This is a genomic window from Winogradskyella sp. HB-48 (assembly GCF_049942685.1).
Lineage (GTDB): Bacteria > Bacteroidota > Bacteroidia > Flavobacteriales > Flavobacteriaceae > Winogradskyella.
Genome location: NZ_CP187934.1, coordinates 936,744 through 953,900 on the forward strand (window position 1 = coordinate 936,744; position 17,157 = coordinate 953,900).

Sequence of the window (17,157 nt, forward strand, 5' to 3'; positions counted from 1 at the left end):
CAAAGTATTTAAAATTAAACTATGTGTGGAATTGTCGGATATATTGGCCATCGAGAGGCTTATCCTATAATAATTAAAGGGCTTCAGAGATTAGAATATCGCGGCTATGATAGTGCAGGTATAGCTCTATATGATGGTACTGATATAAAACTCTCAAAAACCAAAGGAAAAGTTTCTGACCTAAAAGAAAGATTAGAAAATGAAATTTCAACTAATGGCACACTAGGTATTGGGCACACACGCTGGGCAACACATGGTGTTCCTAATGATATAAACTCACATCCACACTACTCTAATTCTGGTGACTTAGTGATAATTCATAACGGAATTATAGAAAACTATGACGCTTTAAAAAAGGAGCTTATTAAGCGTGGGTATACATTTAAGTCAGATACTGACACTGAAGTTTTAGTAAATCTCATAGAAGATGTAAAGAAAAATGAAAACACAAAGCTTGGTAAAGCCGTACAAATAGCTTTAAATCAAGTAGTAGGAGCATATGCAATTGCTGTTTTCGACAAGAAAAAACCAAATGAAATTGTGGTTGCAAAACTCGGTAGCCCATTGGCAATAGGTATTGGAGATGACGAGTTTTTTATTGCAAGTGACGCTACCCCCTTTATAGAATTTACTAAAAATGCCATTTACCTAGAAGATGAACAAATGGCAATCATTAGAAGGGATAAAGAGGTTAAGGTTCGGAAAATAAAAAATGATGCCTTGGTAGATCCATATGTTCAAGAGCTTCAACTCAACCTTGAGCAAATAGAAAAAGGTGGTTATGAGCACTTTATGCTTAAAGAAATTTATGAACAACCACAAGCAATTCGAGACACATTCAGAGGCAGACTTTTAAGTAATGAGGCTCTAATAAAACTTGCTGGAATTGAGGATAATATGAAGAAGTTTCTTGCTGCTGACAGAATAATAGTCGTTGCATGTGGCACCTCTTGGCATGCTGGTCTTGTTGCAGAATATATTTTTGAAGATTTAGCAAGAATACCCGTAGAAGTCGAATATGCCTCAGAGTTTAGATATAGAAATCCTATTATTACTGAAAAAGATGTTGTAATTGCTATATCCCAATCTGGAGAAACAGCAGATACATTAGCTGCTATTAAGTTGGCCAAGTCTAAAGGTGCTTTTGTATTTGGAGTATGTAATGTTGTAGGGTCTTCAATTGCTAGAGAAACAGATGCTGGTGCTTATACTCATGCTGGACCTGAAATTGGGGTAGCGTCAACAAAAGCATTTACAACTCAAATTACTGTTTTAACTTTGATAGCCTTAAGATTGGCTAGAGCAAAAGGCACAATATCAAGTTCAGAATTTAGACACCATCTTATTGAATTAGAAACCATTCCTAACAAAGTTAAAGAAGCTCTAGAATCAGACGGATACGTACAGACAATAGCTGATATATACAAAGACGCTAAAAACTTTTTATACCTTGGTCGTGGTTATAATTTTCCTGTTGCTTTAGAAGGAGCCCTAAAATTAAAAGAGATTTCTTATATCCACGCAGAAGGATATCCAGCTGCTGAAATGAAGCATGGACCCATTGCCTTAATTGACGAGCATATGCCTGTTGTAGTCATTGCAACAAAAAAGGGACACTACGAAAAAGTTGTTAGCAACATCCAAGAAATAAAATCTCGAAAAGGTAAAATTATAGGTATAGTAACCAAAGGCGATAAAAGTGTAAAAGAATTGGCTGATCATGTAATCGAGGTTCCTGAAACAATAGAATGTCTAACACCTCTTTTAACAACAATTCCTTTACAACTATTATCCTACCACATTGCTGTTATGCTAGGTAAAAATGTAGATCAACCTCGCAACTTAGCCAAATCTGTAACTGTAGAGTAATAACTTCTATAGTATAAAAGCCTTAAAATTGTGGAATCTGCAATTTTAAGGCTTTCTATTTTTCATATTTTCCTATGCATGCATAATTTTTTGAGAATTTCTTATCTAATTTTCATATATTTATTTAAATTGGCATCGAATAAATTAACTAATTCTCTAAAATGAAGACAATCTTAAAGCTTTTTACATTGCTTTTTTGCGTGGTATCGTTTGCTCAAACCACCGTAAAAGGTAAAATTACTGATGATACTGGGTTACCCTTACCTGGTGCAAATATTGTAGTAGTTGGTACCACATCTGGTACCGTTTCGGATTTTGACGGCAACTACACTCTATCTGTAGATCAAGATCCTCCATTTTCAATACGTGTAAGCTATACAGGTTTTGAAGCTCAAACTATTGAGATAACGAGTAACGACCAAACCGTAGATGTCACCCTAAAAGAAGGCAACTCATTAGATGAAGTTGTTATTTCAGCTTCACGTACTCCTGAGCGTATTTTCGAATCACCAGTAACAGTTGAGCGCTTTGGCTTAAAAGAAATCAAAAACACAGCATCTGTAGATTTTTATGATGGTCTTGAAAATTTAAAAGGTGTAGACATAAACACTAACAGTTTAACTTTTAAGTCCATTAACACAAGGGGGTTTGCAACTTTTGCAAATACACGTTTTATGCAGTTAGTGGATGGAATGGATAATTCTGCTCCCGCACTTAATTTCCCTCTTGGAAATTTATTGGGTATGACTGAGACAGATGTACAAAGTGTAGAATTATTACCCGGTGCAGCATCTGCATTATATGGTGCAAATGCATTTAATGGTATTTTATTTATGAGAAGTAAAAACCCTTTTGACCATAGTGGTATTAGTGGTTATATAAAAAGAGGTATTACTTCTCAAGAAGCTGCTGGTGATAATGATTATACAGATTTAGGTTTGAGAATGGCATATAAGTTCAGTGAAAAATTTGCCGCAAAAGTAAATTTTGGCTATTTAAAAGGAACTGATTGGTTTGCAACTAATGAAGCAGACAGATTTAATAGAGGTTTGACAAGGGCTAATATTGATTATGATGGTATAAACGTGTATGGTGATGAGGTTAGCACCAATATTAATGATGTTGCTCAAACTTTAGAAAGTTTAGGTCTAGCACCTTCTGGTGCCTCAGCACTTGTACCATCTGTCAATGTAAGTAGAACGGGGTACAACGAAAGAGATTTAACCAATTACAATGCTGAAAGTATCAAAGCTGACTGGGGACTTTATTTCCGTCCATGGGAAAACGATTTTGAAATTCAATATGTAGGAAAGGTTGGATCTGGTAATACCATCTACCAAGGTGCTAACAGATATAACATCAAAAACTTCTTCTTACAACAGCACAAGCTAGAAATAAGAAATAACAACTTTTTTGTGAGAGGCTATGTTACAGAAGATAAAGCAGGTGATTCTTATGACATGGTATTTACAGGTATAAATATCAATAGAGCTTGGAAAGACGATTCAACATGGTTTGGTCAATATGTTGGTGCTTACATTGGTGCGACCTTGGGTGGAGCCACTGATGAACAAGCTCATATTGCTGCAAGAAACCAAGCTGATACAGGTAGATTTCTTCCAGGATCACCCGAATTTCAAGCTGCATTCAATAGAAGTGTAAATGATCCTGATTTGACTACAGGTTCAAAATTTCAGGATAACTCAAAAATTTATCATGCAGACGCAAATTATAACTTTGGGGACCTAGTAGATTTTGCTGAAATCCAAGTTGGTGGATCTTATAGAAGATATCGCTTGAATTCTTTCGGAACAATTTACACGGATAACGACGGCCCTATTAACTATTCTGAAGTTGGTATCTATACCCAATTACAAAGGTCTCTAGAACTATCTGAAAGTGTAGAACTTAAGTTAACAGGATCTGTAAGATATGATAAATCAGAATTATTTGATGGATTCTTCTCTCCAAGATTATCAGCAGGTTTTACAATTAATCAAGACCACAATATTAGAGCTTCATTCCAAACAGGATTTAGAAATCCAACTACCCAAGATTTATATATTGGTTTAGATGTTGGTAGAGCTATTTTAGTTGGTGGCGCTCCAGATAACCCAGCAAGAGATGTTAGAAATTACGATTTAAGTGCTAACGGTACAGCAATTACAGGTCAAACCAATATTGCTTTTGATGGCACTGGTGCTTATAACAACTCATTCTTTGCAAATTCTGTAAGTGCTTTTGCAGCATCTGGAAACCCAGCTGCTCTAGAAATTGCAAATTCTAATCTAGTAAAACCAGAACAAGTAAGCTCAATAGAAGTTGGTTATCGTGGTAAATTAGATGGTATTATCATAGATGCTTCTGCTTATTATAACCAATACCAAGATTTCTTAGCTAATGAAACTGTAATAGCACCTTTTTATGGAGATGTGCAGTTAACACAAACGTTACCAAACGGTACACCTTTGGCTGTAGCAGCCATAGCTAACGGAGATTTTCAGGCATATCAAACGTATACCAACTCTGATGAAACTGTAAATTCTTATGGCGCAGCAATTCAAGTATCAGCAAAAGTATTTGATGATTTTGATTTAAGTGCTAATTACACTTACTCTAAGTTAGATTTTGATGTACAGCAAAATCCAGATTTTAGAACTAATTTCAACACACCAGAACACAAAGTAAAAGCCTCATTTGGTAAAACAGAATTATTTAAAAACTTTGGTTTTAATGTATCTTGGAGATGGAGTGATAACTATTTCTGGGAAGCTTCTTTCGGAGATGGCGATGTACCTTCTTTCAATGTTCTTGATGCGCAAATTAACTTTAGAGTTCCTAGTTTAAAATCTACTTTTAAAGCAGGGGCTACTAATTTATTACAAGACGAATACTTTACTGCATTTGGTACAGGTTTCATAGGATCACAGTATTATGTGTCTTGGACTATCAATAACTTATAATAACGGAAAAGAAAATTAAGATGAAAAAAATTAAATATATAGCACTATCGTTACTTGCCTTGGGAATGGTAGCTTGCGAAAATGATTTAGTAGAAGACTTAAGAGACAGAAACAATACTGATGATGGTCCTCTACCCGAGTTAACAACTGGCTCAGCAGATTTTTCAAACTATGTGGCTATTGGTCCATCATTCACAGCAGGTTTTACTGATAATGGTCTATTCATCGCCGCTCAAGAAAATTCATTCCCAAATATCATTGCAGGAAAATTTGCAAACGCTGGTGGTGGTACATTTACACAACCATGGATGAATGACAACTTTGGTGGTTTAGCTGCTGGTGGAATGCGTATTACAGACCCAAGATTGGTCTTTGGTGGTGCCGGTCCAGTTCCTCTCGAAGCTGTTATAGGTCCTGTAACTGTTTCTACTGATATTGTTTTAAACAATCCTACTGGTCCATTCAATAACTTAGGTATACCAGGTGCTAAAAGCTTTCATTTTGTTGCTCCAGGCTATGGTAATATAGCGAACTTCCCTGCCGCTGCAAATCCATACGCAGTTCGCGTTACAGGAAATGCCCCAAATGCTTCTATATTAGAGTTAGCCGTAGCGCAAAACCCTACCTTCTTTACGGCGGATTTAATTGGTGGTAATGATGTTTTAGGTTATGCTACTGCAGGTGGTGATGCTAATATAAATCAAATAACAGATCCTGCTACTTTTCAAGCTGCTTTTAATGCTATAATTGCTGGACTTACTGCGAATGGGGCTAAGGGTGTTGTAACTAATATTCCTTATGTTTCAAGCTTGCCTTATTTTACTACAGTACCTCATGATCCTATACCATTAGATGCAGCTACTGCAGGTTTTCTAAATAGTGCTAGTGCGTATGGAGCATACAATGCTGGTGTTGCTCAAGCTTTGGGAGCATTAGTACAGTTAAATCAAATCACACAAGAAATTGCCGATGCAGAATTGGCAAAAAGAACTATTAGTTTTAGTGCTGGCGAAAATAACGCAGTGGTAATTTTGGACGAAAGTTTAATCGATTTGACTGGGTTAAACCCTGCTTTAGTAAGTATGAGACAAGCCACAGCAGAAGATTTAGTGGTTTTACCAGCTGCTAGTTTCATAGGTACTGAAGCTATACCCGGAAATCCGCAAACCGTAAATGGAGTTGCAATTCCATTAGCAGACAGATGGATTTTAACACCTGAAGAACAAGCAGAGATAGTAACTGCTGTTGATTCTTATAACGCTACCATTTCTAGCGTTGCAGATGCAAATGGGTTGGCTTTAGTAGATGTTAATGCTATTTTGACTCAAGCTTCTACAACAGGTATTATGTTTGACGATTACAACATGAATACAGACTTAGTTTTTGGTGGTTTAGTGAGTTTGGATGGTGTGCATTTAACCGCAAGAGGCTATGCCTTAATGGCTAATAGCTTTCTACAAGCTATTGACGCTACCTATGGCTCTAATTTTGAGGCTTCAGGAAACCTAGCAGAAGCTGGTGATTTCCCAACAAATTATTCGCCAACATTACAATAAAATAACTTTTATATTTTATATAAAAACGCACTCTAATTGAGTGCGTTTTTTTTATTTAAAAAAGGTTAATTTTTTTAAATAAAACTATATCTTTGCAGCGCGAAAAACGCACGTACTCAACATGAATATAATGTGCTGTTTTTCAGATTTAAATTATTGCAAAACAAAAACATATAAGTAATGTCTAAAGTTACAGGTAAAGTTGCACAAATTGTTGGACCAGTTATCGATGTAGAATTCGGCGCTGGTGTAGAACTTCCAAAAATTTATGATTCGTTAGAAATTAAAAAAGCTGATGGTTCAATGTTAGTATTAGAAGTACAATCTCACATTGGTGAAGATACTGTTCGTACTATAGCAATGGACTCTTCTGATGGTTTAAGTAGAGGAACTGAAGTTATTGCAACTGGTGCTCCAATCCAAATGCCAATTGGTGAAGATGTTTATGGACGTCTTTTTAACGTAATTGGTGATGCTATCGATGGATTGGGTGATTTACCTAAAGCTGGTGAAGCAGGCTTACCTATTCACAGACAAGCTCCTAAGTTTGAAGACTTATCAACGTCTACAGAAGTTTTATTTACTGGTATTAAAGTAATTGATCTTATTGAGCCTTATGCAAAAGGAGGTAAAATTGGATTATTTGGTGGTGCCGGTGTAGGTAAGACCGTATTAATTCAGGAGTTGATTAACAATATTGCAAAAGGTCACGGTGGTTTATCAGTTTTTGCTGGTGTAGGTGAAAGAACTCGTGAAGGAAATGACCTTTTAAGAGAGATGTTAGAGTCTGGTATTATAAAATATGGTGATGACTTTATGCACTCTATGGAAGAAGGTGGATGGGATCTTCAAAAAGTTGATAAAGCAGCTATGAAAGATTCTAAAGCAACTTTCGTATTTGGTCAGATGAATGAACCTCCTGGAGCTCGTGCTCGTGTTGCTTTATCTGGTTTAACAATTGCTGAGTATTTCCGTGATGGAGCTGGTGACGGACAAGGTAAAGATGTGCTTTTCTTCGTTGATAACATCTTCCGTTTTACACAAGCTGGTTCTGAGGTATCTGCACTTCTTGGCCGTATGCCTTCTGCGGTAGGTTACCAGCCAACTTTGGCAACAGAGATGGGTGCAATGCAAGAGCGTATTACTTCAACTAAGAAAGGTTCTATTACATCTGTACAAGCGGTTTACGTACCTGCGGATGATTTAACAGATCCTGCACCTGCTACGACATTTGCTCACTTAGATGCTACAACAGTATTGTCTCGTAAGATTGCTGAGCTTGGTATTTATCCTGCGGTAGATCCATTAGATTCTACCTCTCGTATCTTAACTAAAGAGATTTTAGGTGCTGACCACTATAATTGTGCTCAACGTGTAAAAGAGTTATTGCAACGCTACAAAGAATTACAAGATATTATTGCCATCCTTGGTATGGAAGAACTATCTGAAGAGGATAAATTAGCAGTAGGTAGAGCAAGACGTGTACAACGTTTCTTATCTCAGCCTTTCCACGTAGCTGAACAATTTACTGGTATACCTGGTGTTTTGGTAGATATCAAAGAAACTATTAAAGGTTTTAACATGATTATGGATGGTGAATTAGACCACTTACCAGAAGCTGCATTTAACCTTAAAGGATCTATTGAAGAAGCTATTGAAGTTGGTGAGAAAATGCTTGCTGAAGCCTAAATATAAATTTTAAATTTAATTATGCATTTAGAGATTGTATCACCAGAAGTCACTTTATTCAGTTCAGAAGTTGATTCTGTTGTTGTGCCAGGTGTAAATGGTGAATTTGAAATGTTATCTAACCACGCACCTATAGTTTCTATCTTAAGTGAAGGTACTATTAGAATTAAAACACATTCTCAAAGTCATTTGGTTTTTGATGAATTACACGGAGACGTTGTTCCTCACGCTAACGATAATAAAGTGTTAACTGTAAAGATTAACTCTGGAACTATTGAAATGAAAGATAACAAGCTAATTATTTTAGCTGATTAAGAAGAATATCAGATATAATAAAAAAGCGCTAAATCTAATAATTTAGCGCTTTTTATTTAATATACTTTTTTAATCACATTTGTAACAATTCCCCAAATCACAAAGTCATTATCTTCAGTGACTTTTATTGGTGGGTAATTTGGATTTTCTGGTAGAAGCCATACTTTGTCTCTCTCTACTCGTAAACGTTTTACAGTAAACTCGCCATCTAAAAAACAAACTGCAATCTTATTGTTCATTGGTTCCAAACTGCGATCAACAATCAATAAGTCATTATCATCAAGACCTGCTCCTATCATAGATTGCCCACTAACACGCGCATAGAAAGTCGCTTCCTTGTTTTTTACCAATTCCTCATCTAAGGACAAACGCTGCTCCTTAAAATCATCTGCTGGCGAAGGGAAACCTGCGGAAATTCCTGTGTCAAAGAAATTTGCACCAGCATCTTCAATCTGTTCTGGAACAAAAAAGGTTAAGTTTTTAGATTTATATGTTATCATTTTACAACAATAATGTCATTTATGTTTGTAGTATATCTAGGTGAAAGTCGCTCTTGTCTCATCTTCCAAGTACGTTCTAAATCTTGATTTCCTATCTTGATTTTATCGCCCTTATATTTTTTATTAATCTTATCTATGGCAGACATTAATGGTTTGTGTTTAGGGTCTTCGCAAGTAAACATATTTAATTGATAATTATCTGTCGGTACCAATCCTGTAACTACAACTCCTGCCCTCTTATACTTTATCCCTTTTTTAAAAATAGTATCTACTGCTCTAACAGCTTGTTTGCTAATTATTAAAGACGAATCCGTAGGATAAGGAAAATTTATAATTGTGCTAGCCCTATGCTGCTCTAAATCCTTTTTATGCCTATTACTACTTAAAGATACAATAATCATATGGCAGCTAGAACCTTGTTTACGTAACTTTTCTGCACAACTAGTTGCAAAGGTGGAAACTCTTTCTTTGATATAGCTAATATCATCGTAAGTGTAATCAAAACTTCGGGTTGTAGCGATAGCTCGTTTACGAGTTGGCTCGTCTAATTCAATTTTAGAGACACCTTCCAAGTCTTTTTTAAGTTTCCACTCTGTAATAGAAAATGTTCGTCTTACCCATTCATCGTCTAATTGCGTAAAATCGTAAGCGGTTTTGCAACCTTTTGCCTTTAATCGTTTTTGTAAACCATGACCTATGCCCCAAACACTTTCGAGTTTTATCCATTTTAGAGCCTTTATTCTAGACATTTCAGAATCTATGACATAGACACCTTTGGTTTGTTCAGGAAACTTTCTGGCTATTTTATTTGCTACTTTGCTTAGAGCTTTTGTTGGTGCAATCCCTACACAAGTTGGTATACCTGTCCATTTTAGAATACGCTTTCGAATCTGATTTCCATAATCATTGAAATTGTAGTTCTGAAATCCTTTGAATCGAAGAAATGCTTCATCTATACTATACACCTCAACATCTGGAGTAAAGTGCTCCAATATTTTCATTACACGACTGCTCATATCTCCATATAACGGATAGTTAGACGATAGTATCGTAATATTATTGGTCTTACAAAAGCCTTCCCATTTAAAAATCGGTGCACCAAAGGGTAAGTTTATCGCCTTAGCTTCATCACTCATAGAAATAACACAACCATCATTATTGCTAAGTATAGCAACCGGCTTGCCATTTAGGCTAGGGTTAAACACCCTTTCGCAAGAAGCATAAAAGTTATTACAATCTACAAGTGCGTACATAGATGTAAAGATACAAAAAGACCTCACAGATTTTTAAACTCTATCAGGTCTCAACACTTAATTTAACATCTTGCTTAATACTCTAAGATATCACTTGGTTGGCAATCTAGCGCTTAGCAAATGGTCGGCAAAATTGGAAATGTTAAAAAACTTCTGTGTCTTACTATCTTTACAAAATGAAAAACACATTTTCCACAATAGCCCGTTTCAACTATTCCTCTGAAGCCGAAATTATAAAGGGACGCTTAGAAACAGAAGGTGTTAAAGTATTTTTAAAAGATAACATTACCATAGATACCGATCCTTTAGTCAGTAATGCTATTGGAGGTATAAAGCTAAACGTCTTAGCAGAAGATGAAGCCAAAGCCAAAGAGATTTTAAATTCGATTATAAAATACTCAGTTGATGGAGATGGCAATTTAGTCACATGCCCAAGCTGTCATGGTAAACATGTAAGCCTTTATTCAACCATTTCAGATTTTAAATCATTTTTTTCTTTTTTAATTGGTTTTATATCAGGGACATTACCTCTTACGGCAAGATACAAATACCTATGCGACGATTGCGACACTAGTTTTAAAATAAAATAATTATACCTTTGCCCGAAATTTTAGGTATGAGTAAACCACTACTATTAGTTGTAGTTATAGTGCTTTTAAGGACAGTTTCAACAACTGCACAAGAAATCACCCAACAACTAGATTCAGTTTCTTTGACTGGGACACGTATAGATTTGCCTTTTAGAAAAAACTCCAGAACCATAAACATTGTCACTTCAGACGATATTAAAAAAAGTGCTGCTGTAAACCTTGCAGATTTATTACAGCAGGTGGCTGGTGTAGATATTCGCAGACGTGGTACTGGAGGTAGCCAAGCCGACCTATACATAAGAGGTGGTGGTTTTGACCAAACCTTATTACTTATTGATGGTATAAAAATGGACGATGCACAAACAGGTCATCATACCATGAACGCTGCTTTACCAATTGAAATTATTGAGCGCATAGAAATTATTAAAGGACCTGCTGCCAGAGTTTTTGGTCAGAACGCCTTTAACGGAGCTATAAATATCGTAACTAAAAAGAATCTTAAAAATTCTACTTCCATAAATGTCGAAACGGGATCTTTTGGTCAGCTCAACGGAAATGTAACGTCTGGAGTAGATTTAGAAAACTCATCTCATATTGTTCATGTAGGTAGAGTAACGTCTGAAGGTTACCGTAACAATAGCGATTATGACAATGCTAATTACTATCTAAAAAGTACTTTCAATAAAAACGTGCAACCCATTGAAATGACTGCAACATTTTTAGAACGTAAGTTTGGCGCAGAAAATTTTTACACCACTAACCCTACATTTAATGAATACGAAGAAACCCAAAATAGTCTAATTGCATTTAGCACAACGTTTAGAAAAAGCGACCTTAAAATTCAGCCTAGAGTATATTGGAGACGTAATCAAGATATGTTTTTATTGAGACGAAACGATCCTGACTTTTTTAGAAATTTCCATATTTCTGATAAAATTGGAGCAGAAGCCAATGCGTCTTATACTTCAGAATTAGGTGTTACTGGTTTTGGAGTAGATCTATCTAAAATTTACCTACGAAGTAACAATTTGGGTAACCGTAACCGTTTTATGAGCACTATATTTTTAGAGCATCGTTTTAGTTTACTGGACAACAAATTAGACATTACACCTGGTGTTGCTTTAACCTATTTTTCTGATTTTAAATTTCATGTATTTCCTGGTCTAGATATAGGATATGATATTACCAACGACTTTAAAGTTTATGGTAATATAGGTTACACATATCGCATACCAACCTATACCGATTTATATTACAGTGATCCGGTATCTAACGGTAATGAAAATCTAGAACCAGAAGAAGCCTTTGCTCAAGAACTTGGTTTTAAATACATGTCAACAAAACTTACAGCAAGTATTGCAGTGTTTAACAGGGATGCCGATAATCTAATAGATTATGTAAGAACATCGGTAACCGAAGATATATTTACCGCTCAAAACGTTACCGAAGTCAACACTAAGGGATTAGAATTTGATGTAGCTTACAACTTTAACCTTAACAAACACAAGCAAACATTAGCCTTTGGATATTCCTATTTAGATGATAATATTTCAGATCAAAATGAAGAATTATCACGTTATTCGCTTAACACTTTAAAACATCAATATATTACACGATTAAGTACACAGTTGTTTAAAAACGTAAACCAAAATATAATTTACAAATACGCAGAGCGTACTACAGGACAAACCTATAATGTTTGGGATGCATCTATAGCTATAAGATTTAATCAGGCTGAATTTACAATAACTGCAAGTAATATTTTTGATGCAGATTATATTGAATCTGGCTTTACACCAATGCCACCAAGCAATGTGTTATTTGGGTTGAGATATACATTTAAGTAAAGAAGAAATACACTTTAAACAGAAATCCTGTCATTACCGACAGGATTTTTTGCATACACTGTAACAAAACCTATCGCTAAGCTACTGATATATTGAAAGTAGTTTTTATACCATCCTTTTTTAAGAGCTCAAAAAAGTAGTTAAAAACGCTAAGACTAACCATCTATATGTACAGTTGATATTTCCAGATTTTGGACAATTCATTTTCCAAAAAAAGATTTCAAGATTTCCAAGACTTTTTAAGTCTATTTGATGGCCAAAATTTGTCGAAAACTTTCAAATTAAGATAGAATAATCTTACAATGATTGTATATTTATTAATTCATTTTAAATCTTAAGTACTATGGCTGAGTGGTTTTCAAATTTAGAGTTTTTACCCAAAGTATACTGGATTGTTGCCATTATAGGATCAGTGATTTTTTTAGGGGTAATGCTTATGGCTTTTGTAGGTGGAGATGCAGATGATTTGGGTGATGTAGATAGCGATATAGATAGTGATGCAGGAGCAGGATTTCATTTTATTACTTTTAAAAACCTCGTTGGTTTTTTTACCATTTTTGGATGGAGTGGCATAGCTTGTATCGATGCTGGTTTGTCCACACCTTTAACCATTATAATATCTGTAATTAGCGGATTACTGATGATGGTAATAATGGCTGCATTGTTCTACTTTATCAATAAACTAAGTGATAGTGGAACTCTTAACTATAAAAATGCTTTAGATGCTGTTGGTGAAGTCTATCTCACGATTGGTGCTGATCGCTCAAGTATGGGTAAAGTGAGCGTTAATGTTCAAGGGGCTGTTAGAGAACTCGATGCCTTGACCGATTCGCTTACACCATTAAAATCTGGTACTATCATTAAAGTTGTAGACGTTACTTCTAATGGTATTCTTATCGTAGACCAAACTCGAAAACCTATAGAAGCTAAGGCAACTCCTAAGGAGGAATTAGGCGAAGGCAATGGCTACTTAATCAACAACGAATAATCTTATAAAAATTTATAAAAATCCTTTAATCATTAAAATGACACACATGAAATTATTAACCATCCAGGAAAGCTTTGACGTTGGAAGTCTTGGCGGTCCTTTGCTACTTATTTTCGTAGCCTTGTTTATTGTTGTGACCTTAATCATTCTTATTAAGCGTTATAAACGTTGCCCTTCGGATAGAATATTAGTTGTTTACGGAAAAGTTGGAGGCGGAAAATCAGCTAAATGTATTCACGGTGGAGCTGCCTTTATTGTACCAGTTATTCAAGATTATGAATATCTAGACTTAACACCTATTTCTATTGAAGTTAACTTAATAAATGCACTGTCTAAACAAAATATCCGTGTTAATGTACCGTCTCGTTTTACCATTGGTGTATCTACGGAACCTGGTGTGATGCAAAATGCTGCTGAGCGTTTGTTAGGCTTAGGTTTACAAGACATCCAAGAATTGGCTAAAGAAATTATTTTCGGTCAGTTACGTTTGGTTGTGGCATCAATGGATATTGAAGAAATTAACTCTGACAGAGATAAATTCTTAACTAATATTTCGCAATCTGTAGAATCTGAACTAAAGAAAGTTGGTCTTAAACTGATTAACGTAAATATTACTGATATTGTTGATGAATCGGGCTACATTGAAGCTTTAGGTAAGGAAGCAGCTGCCCACGCTATTAACGCAGCACGTAAGTCTGTTGCGGAGAAAAATAGAGATGGTGCTATTGGTGAAGCTAATGCAGTACAAGATGAAAAAACACAAGTAGCTGCTGCAAACGCAAAAGCTGTAGAAGGCGAAAACACTGCAAAAATTTCAGTTGCCAATTCAGACTCTTTGCGTCGTCAACGTGAAGCTGAGGCCGAGCGTGTAGCAATTGCTTCTGAAAAAGTACAGACTGCAAAAGCATTAGAAGAATCTTATGCAGCAGAGCAAGAGGCCGAAGCTGCCAGAGCTGAGCGTGAACGTTCATCACAAATGGCAGATGTTATTGTACCTGCCGAAATTGCTAAAAAGAAAGCCGAAATTGATGCAGAAGCAGAAGCAGAGCGTATAAGAAGACGTGCAAAGGGTGAAGCAGATGCAATCTTATTTAAAGCCCAAGCTGAAGCAAAAGGACTTTACGAAGTATTGACCAAACAAGCGGCTGGTTTAGATGAAATCGTTAAAGCCGCAGGCAACAACTCTAAAGACGCTGTATTACTATTGATTGCTGATAAATTACCTGAATTGGTAAAAACACAAGCTGAAGCAATTAAGAACATTAAAATTGATAAAGTTACCGTTTGGGAAAATGGTGGCAACAAAGATGGAAAATCATCCACCTCTAACTTTATCTCTGGTATGTACAAAGCCGTTCCACCTTTACAAGAAATGTTTAATATGGCTGGTATGGATTTACCTGAGTATCTCAAGGGTAAAGACAAAAAAGAGATTGAAGCTGATGATGCCGAAATCGATAAGCCTAGTAAATAACTGTAACAAAAACCCATTCATTAAATGAGTGGGTTTTTTATTCTGCTTTTCAAATTTACAATATCAAAACTTTGGTAACGTTTTATTAACTTTGGCAATCAAAAATGTTTTAACTCTTGCAATTAAATCTACAAGACATACCACGTGTTGAAACTATCACAAAAGCTGATTTTTTGAAACACTACTTCAAACCGCAAAAACCAGTTGTGATAGAGCGTTTTATAGAGGATTGGCCAGCATATACAAAGTGGAGCTTGGACTACATGAAAGAAGTTGCTGGCGATAAAACTGTTCCGCTTTACGATGATAGACCTGTAGATTATAAAGATGGTTTTAACGAGGCTCATGCCAAAATGAAAATGAGCGACTATATAGACTTACTAAAACGTGAGCCTACCAAGTTTAGAATCTTCCTTTGGAACATATTAAAAGAAGTCCCTCAACTTCAAAAGGATTTTAGCTATCCGGATTTTGGACTTCGATTAATGAAAGGTCTACCAATGCTATTTTTTGGTGGCAGGGATTCCTACACGTTTATGCATTACGATATTGATTTGGCCAATATCTTTCATTTTCATTTTGAAGGTAAAAAACAAATCATTCTTTTTGATCAAAAGCAAAATAAGTATTTGTATAAAGTACCGCATTCGCTTATTACCAGAGAGGATATTGACTTTGCCAACCCAGATTTTGAAAAATGGCCAGCATTACAACATGCCAAAGGCTGGATTTGTAACCTCAACCATGGTGAAGTGTTATATATGCCAGAAGGTTATTGGCACTATATGCGCTATATCACACCTGGCTTCTCTATGAGTCTGCGCGCCATAGCTCGAAACCCAAAAAACTTAGGAAAGGCGTTATACAACGTATTTTTAATGCGTAATTATGACAATATAATGCGAAGAATAAGGGGCCAGAAATGGATAGATTGGAAAAACGAAAAGGCCATCGCCAATACAAAGCGTTACGTTTAATTTTCTCAAATTTATTCTATTTGTATATTTAACCACATTTTAAAAAAATTAAAGACATGAAAAATATTGTATTAATAGTTGCATTGTTACTATTCAGTTTTGTAAACGCTCAAGCTTTTAAGGGTAAAGGTGATCAGAAGTTTCAGGTTGGCGCCAACTTTCAAGATGAAGCCACAGGATTAAATCTTACATACGATTATGGACTGGGTGAAAACTTTTCTATTGGTTTGTCTTCGTCTTATGCTTTGGGTATTGACGATGTATTGGCTGATGTCACTGATTTTGGTGATCGTTTTGATTTAAAAGCCAGATTTAACGCCAACCTTGGTAATGTTATAAATATTGACCCTAACTTTGATCTTTATCCTGGTCTTAGTCTAAGCTTAAAGAACTTTGGTGGTCATTTGGGTGCGCGTTATTTCTTTTCTGAAGGTTTTGGTATATATACTGAAGCGGCTTTTCCACTTGCAAAATATGATGATGAAGTAGATTTATTTTATAATCAATTTACTTTTAATATTGGTGCTAGTTTTAATCTATAAAACTTCTCAAACGTTAATTATTAAAAAGCCTTTTCTAAAAATCGAAAAGGCTTTTTTTATAAATGTTCATTTAGTTTTTCGTACACCAGATGGCTTTCCCACCCTCTATACAGCAAGTAATCAGCAACTTTTTTCTTTTTCTTATAGATATTTTTTTCGTTGACTTGTGCTAGTCGTTTTTGCATTAGCTCATCTAGAGTCTCAAAATAATCTTCATCTCTAATTTCTGTTAAAGCTACATCTATAGCATACTTTGAAATATCTCTAAACTTTAACTCCCTTACCAACCGATCTTTTCCCCATTTTTTTATTCTAAACTTGCCACGTACAAAAGCCTTTGCGAAACGTTCTTCGTTTAAAAAATTGTGTTCAATGAGATGCACCATGATTTTGTCGATAGCTTCAGGAATCATATTCATGTCCTGTAGTTTCACTCTTACTTCTTTGTGGCAACGCTCTTGATAAGCACAGTAGTTTTCTAGCTTTTTTTGCGCTTCATCGACAGTATAAGTGGTTTGTGGGTTCATTTTACGAAAATAACAATTTGTTAATACTTTTCAAGACCTAACCCTCTGTTAATTAGGTAATTTTAAT

At 35.5% G+C, this 17,157-nt stretch carries 14 protein-coding genes; 11 read left to right on the forward strand and 3 right to left on the reverse strand.

Annotation, left to right across the window (positions count from 1 at the left end):
• Positions 1-21 precede the first annotated feature (21 nt).
• The 5 genes from glmS (at position 22) to ACPX19_RS04200 (ending at position 8,392) form a co-directional block, all read left to right on the forward strand.
• Positions 22-1,869: a glutamine--fructose-6-phosphate transaminase (isomerizing) gene (gene glmS, locus ACPX19_RS04180; RefSeq protein WP_426431674.1), complete on the forward strand. Its 1,848-nt coding sequence runs from the start codon at positions 22-24 to the stop codon at positions 1,867-1,869.
• Between the two features lie 161 nt (positions 1,870-2,030).
• Positions 2,031-4,832: a TonB-dependent receptor gene (locus ACPX19_RS04185; protein WP_426431676.1), complete on the forward strand. Its 2,802-nt coding sequence runs from the start codon at positions 2,031-2,033 to the stop codon at positions 4,830-4,832.
• 20 nt (positions 4,833-4,852) lie between these two features.
• A complete protein-coding gene (locus ACPX19_RS04190; RefSeq protein ID WP_426431677.1) occupies positions 4,853-6,388 on the forward strand; it encodes a G-D-S-L family lipolytic protein in 1,536 nt (511 codons plus the stop codon).
• A 180-nt stretch (positions 6,389-6,568) separates the two neighbouring features.
• Entirely contained in the window at positions 6,569-8,077 is a 1,509-nt protein-coding gene (gene atpD / locus ACPX19_RS04195) for a F0F1 ATP synthase subunit beta (protein WP_426431678.1), read from the forward strand.
• Positions 8,078-8,098: 21 nt separating this feature from the next.
• A complete protein-coding gene (locus tag ACPX19_RS04200; protein ID WP_426431679.1) occupies positions 8,099-8,392 on the forward strand; it encodes a F0F1 ATP synthase subunit epsilon in 294 nt (97 codons plus the stop codon).
• Positions 8,393-8,448: 56 nt separating this feature from the next.
• Here ACPX19_RS04200 and ACPX19_RS04205 read toward each other — a convergent pair whose 3' ends face one another.
• Together ACPX19_RS04205 and ACPX19_RS04210 are read right to left on the reverse strand one after the other, a co-directional pair.
• Positions 8,449-8,892: a LexA family protein gene (locus ACPX19_RS04205; protein WP_426431680.1), complete on the reverse strand. Its 444-nt coding sequence runs from the start codon at positions 8,890-8,892 to the stop codon at positions 8,449-8,451.
• A complete protein-coding gene (locus tag ACPX19_RS04210) occupies positions 8,889-10,145 on the reverse strand; it encodes a Y-family DNA polymerase (RefSeq protein WP_426431682.1) in 1,257 nt (418 codons plus the stop codon). Before ACPX19_RS04210 ends, ACPX19_RS04205 begins: the two co-directional genes overlap by 4 nt.
• Before the next feature lie 176 nt (positions 10,146-10,321).
• On the opposite strand from ACPX19_RS04210, the gene ACPX19_RS04215 reads away from it, so the two are divergent.
• The 6 genes from ACPX19_RS04215 to ACPX19_RS04240 all read left to right on the forward strand — a co-directional run bounded on the left by ACPX19_RS04215 (position 10,322) and on the right by ACPX19_RS04240 (position 16,563).
• On the forward strand, positions 10,322-10,735 hold the full coding sequence (locus ACPX19_RS04215) for a DUF2007 domain-containing protein (RefSeq protein WP_426431683.1): 414 nt from the start codon (positions 10,322-10,324) through the stop codon (positions 10,733-10,735).
• A gap of 26 nt (positions 10,736-10,761) precedes the next feature.
• Positions 10,762-12,582: a TonB-dependent receptor plug domain-containing protein gene (locus ACPX19_RS04220; protein ID WP_426431684.1), complete on the forward strand. Its 1,821-nt coding sequence runs from the start codon at positions 10,762-10,764 to the stop codon at positions 12,580-12,582.
• A 343-nt stretch (positions 12,583-12,925) separates the two neighbouring features.
• A complete protein-coding gene (locus ACPX19_RS04225; protein WP_426431685.1) occupies positions 12,926-13,570 on the forward strand; it encodes a hypothetical protein in 645 nt (214 codons plus the stop codon).
• A 46-nt stretch (positions 13,571-13,616) separates the two neighbouring features.
• Positions 13,617-15,044 (forward strand): flotillin family protein, encoded by a 1,428-nt coding sequence (locus ACPX19_RS04230; protein ID WP_426431686.1) that lies wholly within the window; start codon positions 13,617-13,619, stop codon positions 15,042-15,044.
• Positions 15,045-15,160: 116 nt separating this feature from the next.
• Positions 15,161-16,021, forward strand: coding sequence for a cupin-like domain-containing protein (locus ACPX19_RS04235; protein ID WP_426431687.1), 861 nt, complete (start codon positions 15,161-15,163; stop codon positions 16,019-16,021).
• 56 nt (positions 16,022-16,077) lie between these two features.
• A complete protein-coding gene (locus ACPX19_RS04240) occupies positions 16,078-16,563 on the forward strand; it encodes a DUF6646 family protein (protein WP_426431688.1) in 486 nt (161 codons plus the stop codon).
• A gap of 56 nt (positions 16,564-16,619) precedes the next feature.
• On the opposite strand, the gene ACPX19_RS04245 is transcribed toward ACPX19_RS04240, so the two are convergent.
• Positions 16,620-17,090: a regulatory protein RecX gene (locus tag ACPX19_RS04245; protein WP_426431689.1), complete on the reverse strand. Its 471-nt coding sequence runs from the start codon at positions 17,088-17,090 to the stop codon at positions 16,620-16,622.
• Positions 17,091-17,157 lie beyond the last annotated feature (67 nt).

Bases quoted from the DNA above. Each gene is read 5' to 3' on its own strand.
- ACPX19_RS04215 (WP_426431683.1), top strand. From the start codon at position 10,322: ATGAAAAACACATTTTCCACAATAGCCCGTTTCAACTATTCCTCTGAA.
- ACPX19_RS04220 (WP_426431684.1), top strand. From the start codon at position 10,762: ATGAGTAAACCACTACTATTAGTTGTAGTTATAGTGCTTTTAAGGACA.
- ACPX19_RS04205 (WP_426431680.1), bottom strand. From the start codon at position 8,892: ATGATAACATATAAATCTAAAAACTTAACCTTTTTTGTTCCAGAACAG.
- atpD (WP_426431678.1), top strand. From the start codon at position 6,569: ATGTCTAAAGTTACAGGTAAAGTTGCACAAATTGTTGGACCAGTTATC.
- ACPX19_RS04200 (WP_426431679.1), top strand. From the start codon at position 8,099: ATGCATTTAGAGATTGTATCACCAGAAGTCACTTTATTCAGTTCAGAA.
- ACPX19_RS04210 (WP_426431682.1), bottom strand. From the start codon at position 10,145: ATGTACGCACTTGTAGATTGTAATAACTTTTATGCTTCTTGCGAAAGG.
- ACPX19_RS04185 (WP_426431676.1), top strand. From the start codon at position 2,031: ATGAAGACAATCTTAAAGCTTTTTACATTGCTTTTTTGCGTGGTATCG.
- ACPX19_RS04230 (WP_426431686.1), top strand. From the start codon at position 13,617: ATGAAATTATTAACCATCCAGGAAAGCTTTGACGTTGGAAGTCTTGGC.
- ACPX19_RS04190 (WP_426431677.1), top strand. From the start codon at position 4,853: ATGAAAAAAATTAAATATATAGCACTATCGTTACTTGCCTTGGGAATG.
- glmS (WP_426431674.1), top strand. From the start codon at position 22: ATGTGTGGAATTGTCGGATATATTGGCCATCGAGAGGCTTATCCTATA.
- ACPX19_RS04245 (WP_426431689.1), bottom strand. From the start codon at position 17,090: ATGAACCCACAAACCACTTATACTGTCGATGAAGCGCAAAAAAAGCTA.
- ACPX19_RS04240 (WP_426431688.1), top strand. From the start codon at position 16,078: ATGAAAAATATTGTATTAATAGTTGCATTGTTACTATTCAGTTTTGTA.
- ACPX19_RS04225 (WP_426431685.1), top strand. From the start codon at position 12,926: ATGGCTGAGTGGTTTTCAAATTTAGAGTTTTTACCCAAAGTATACTGG.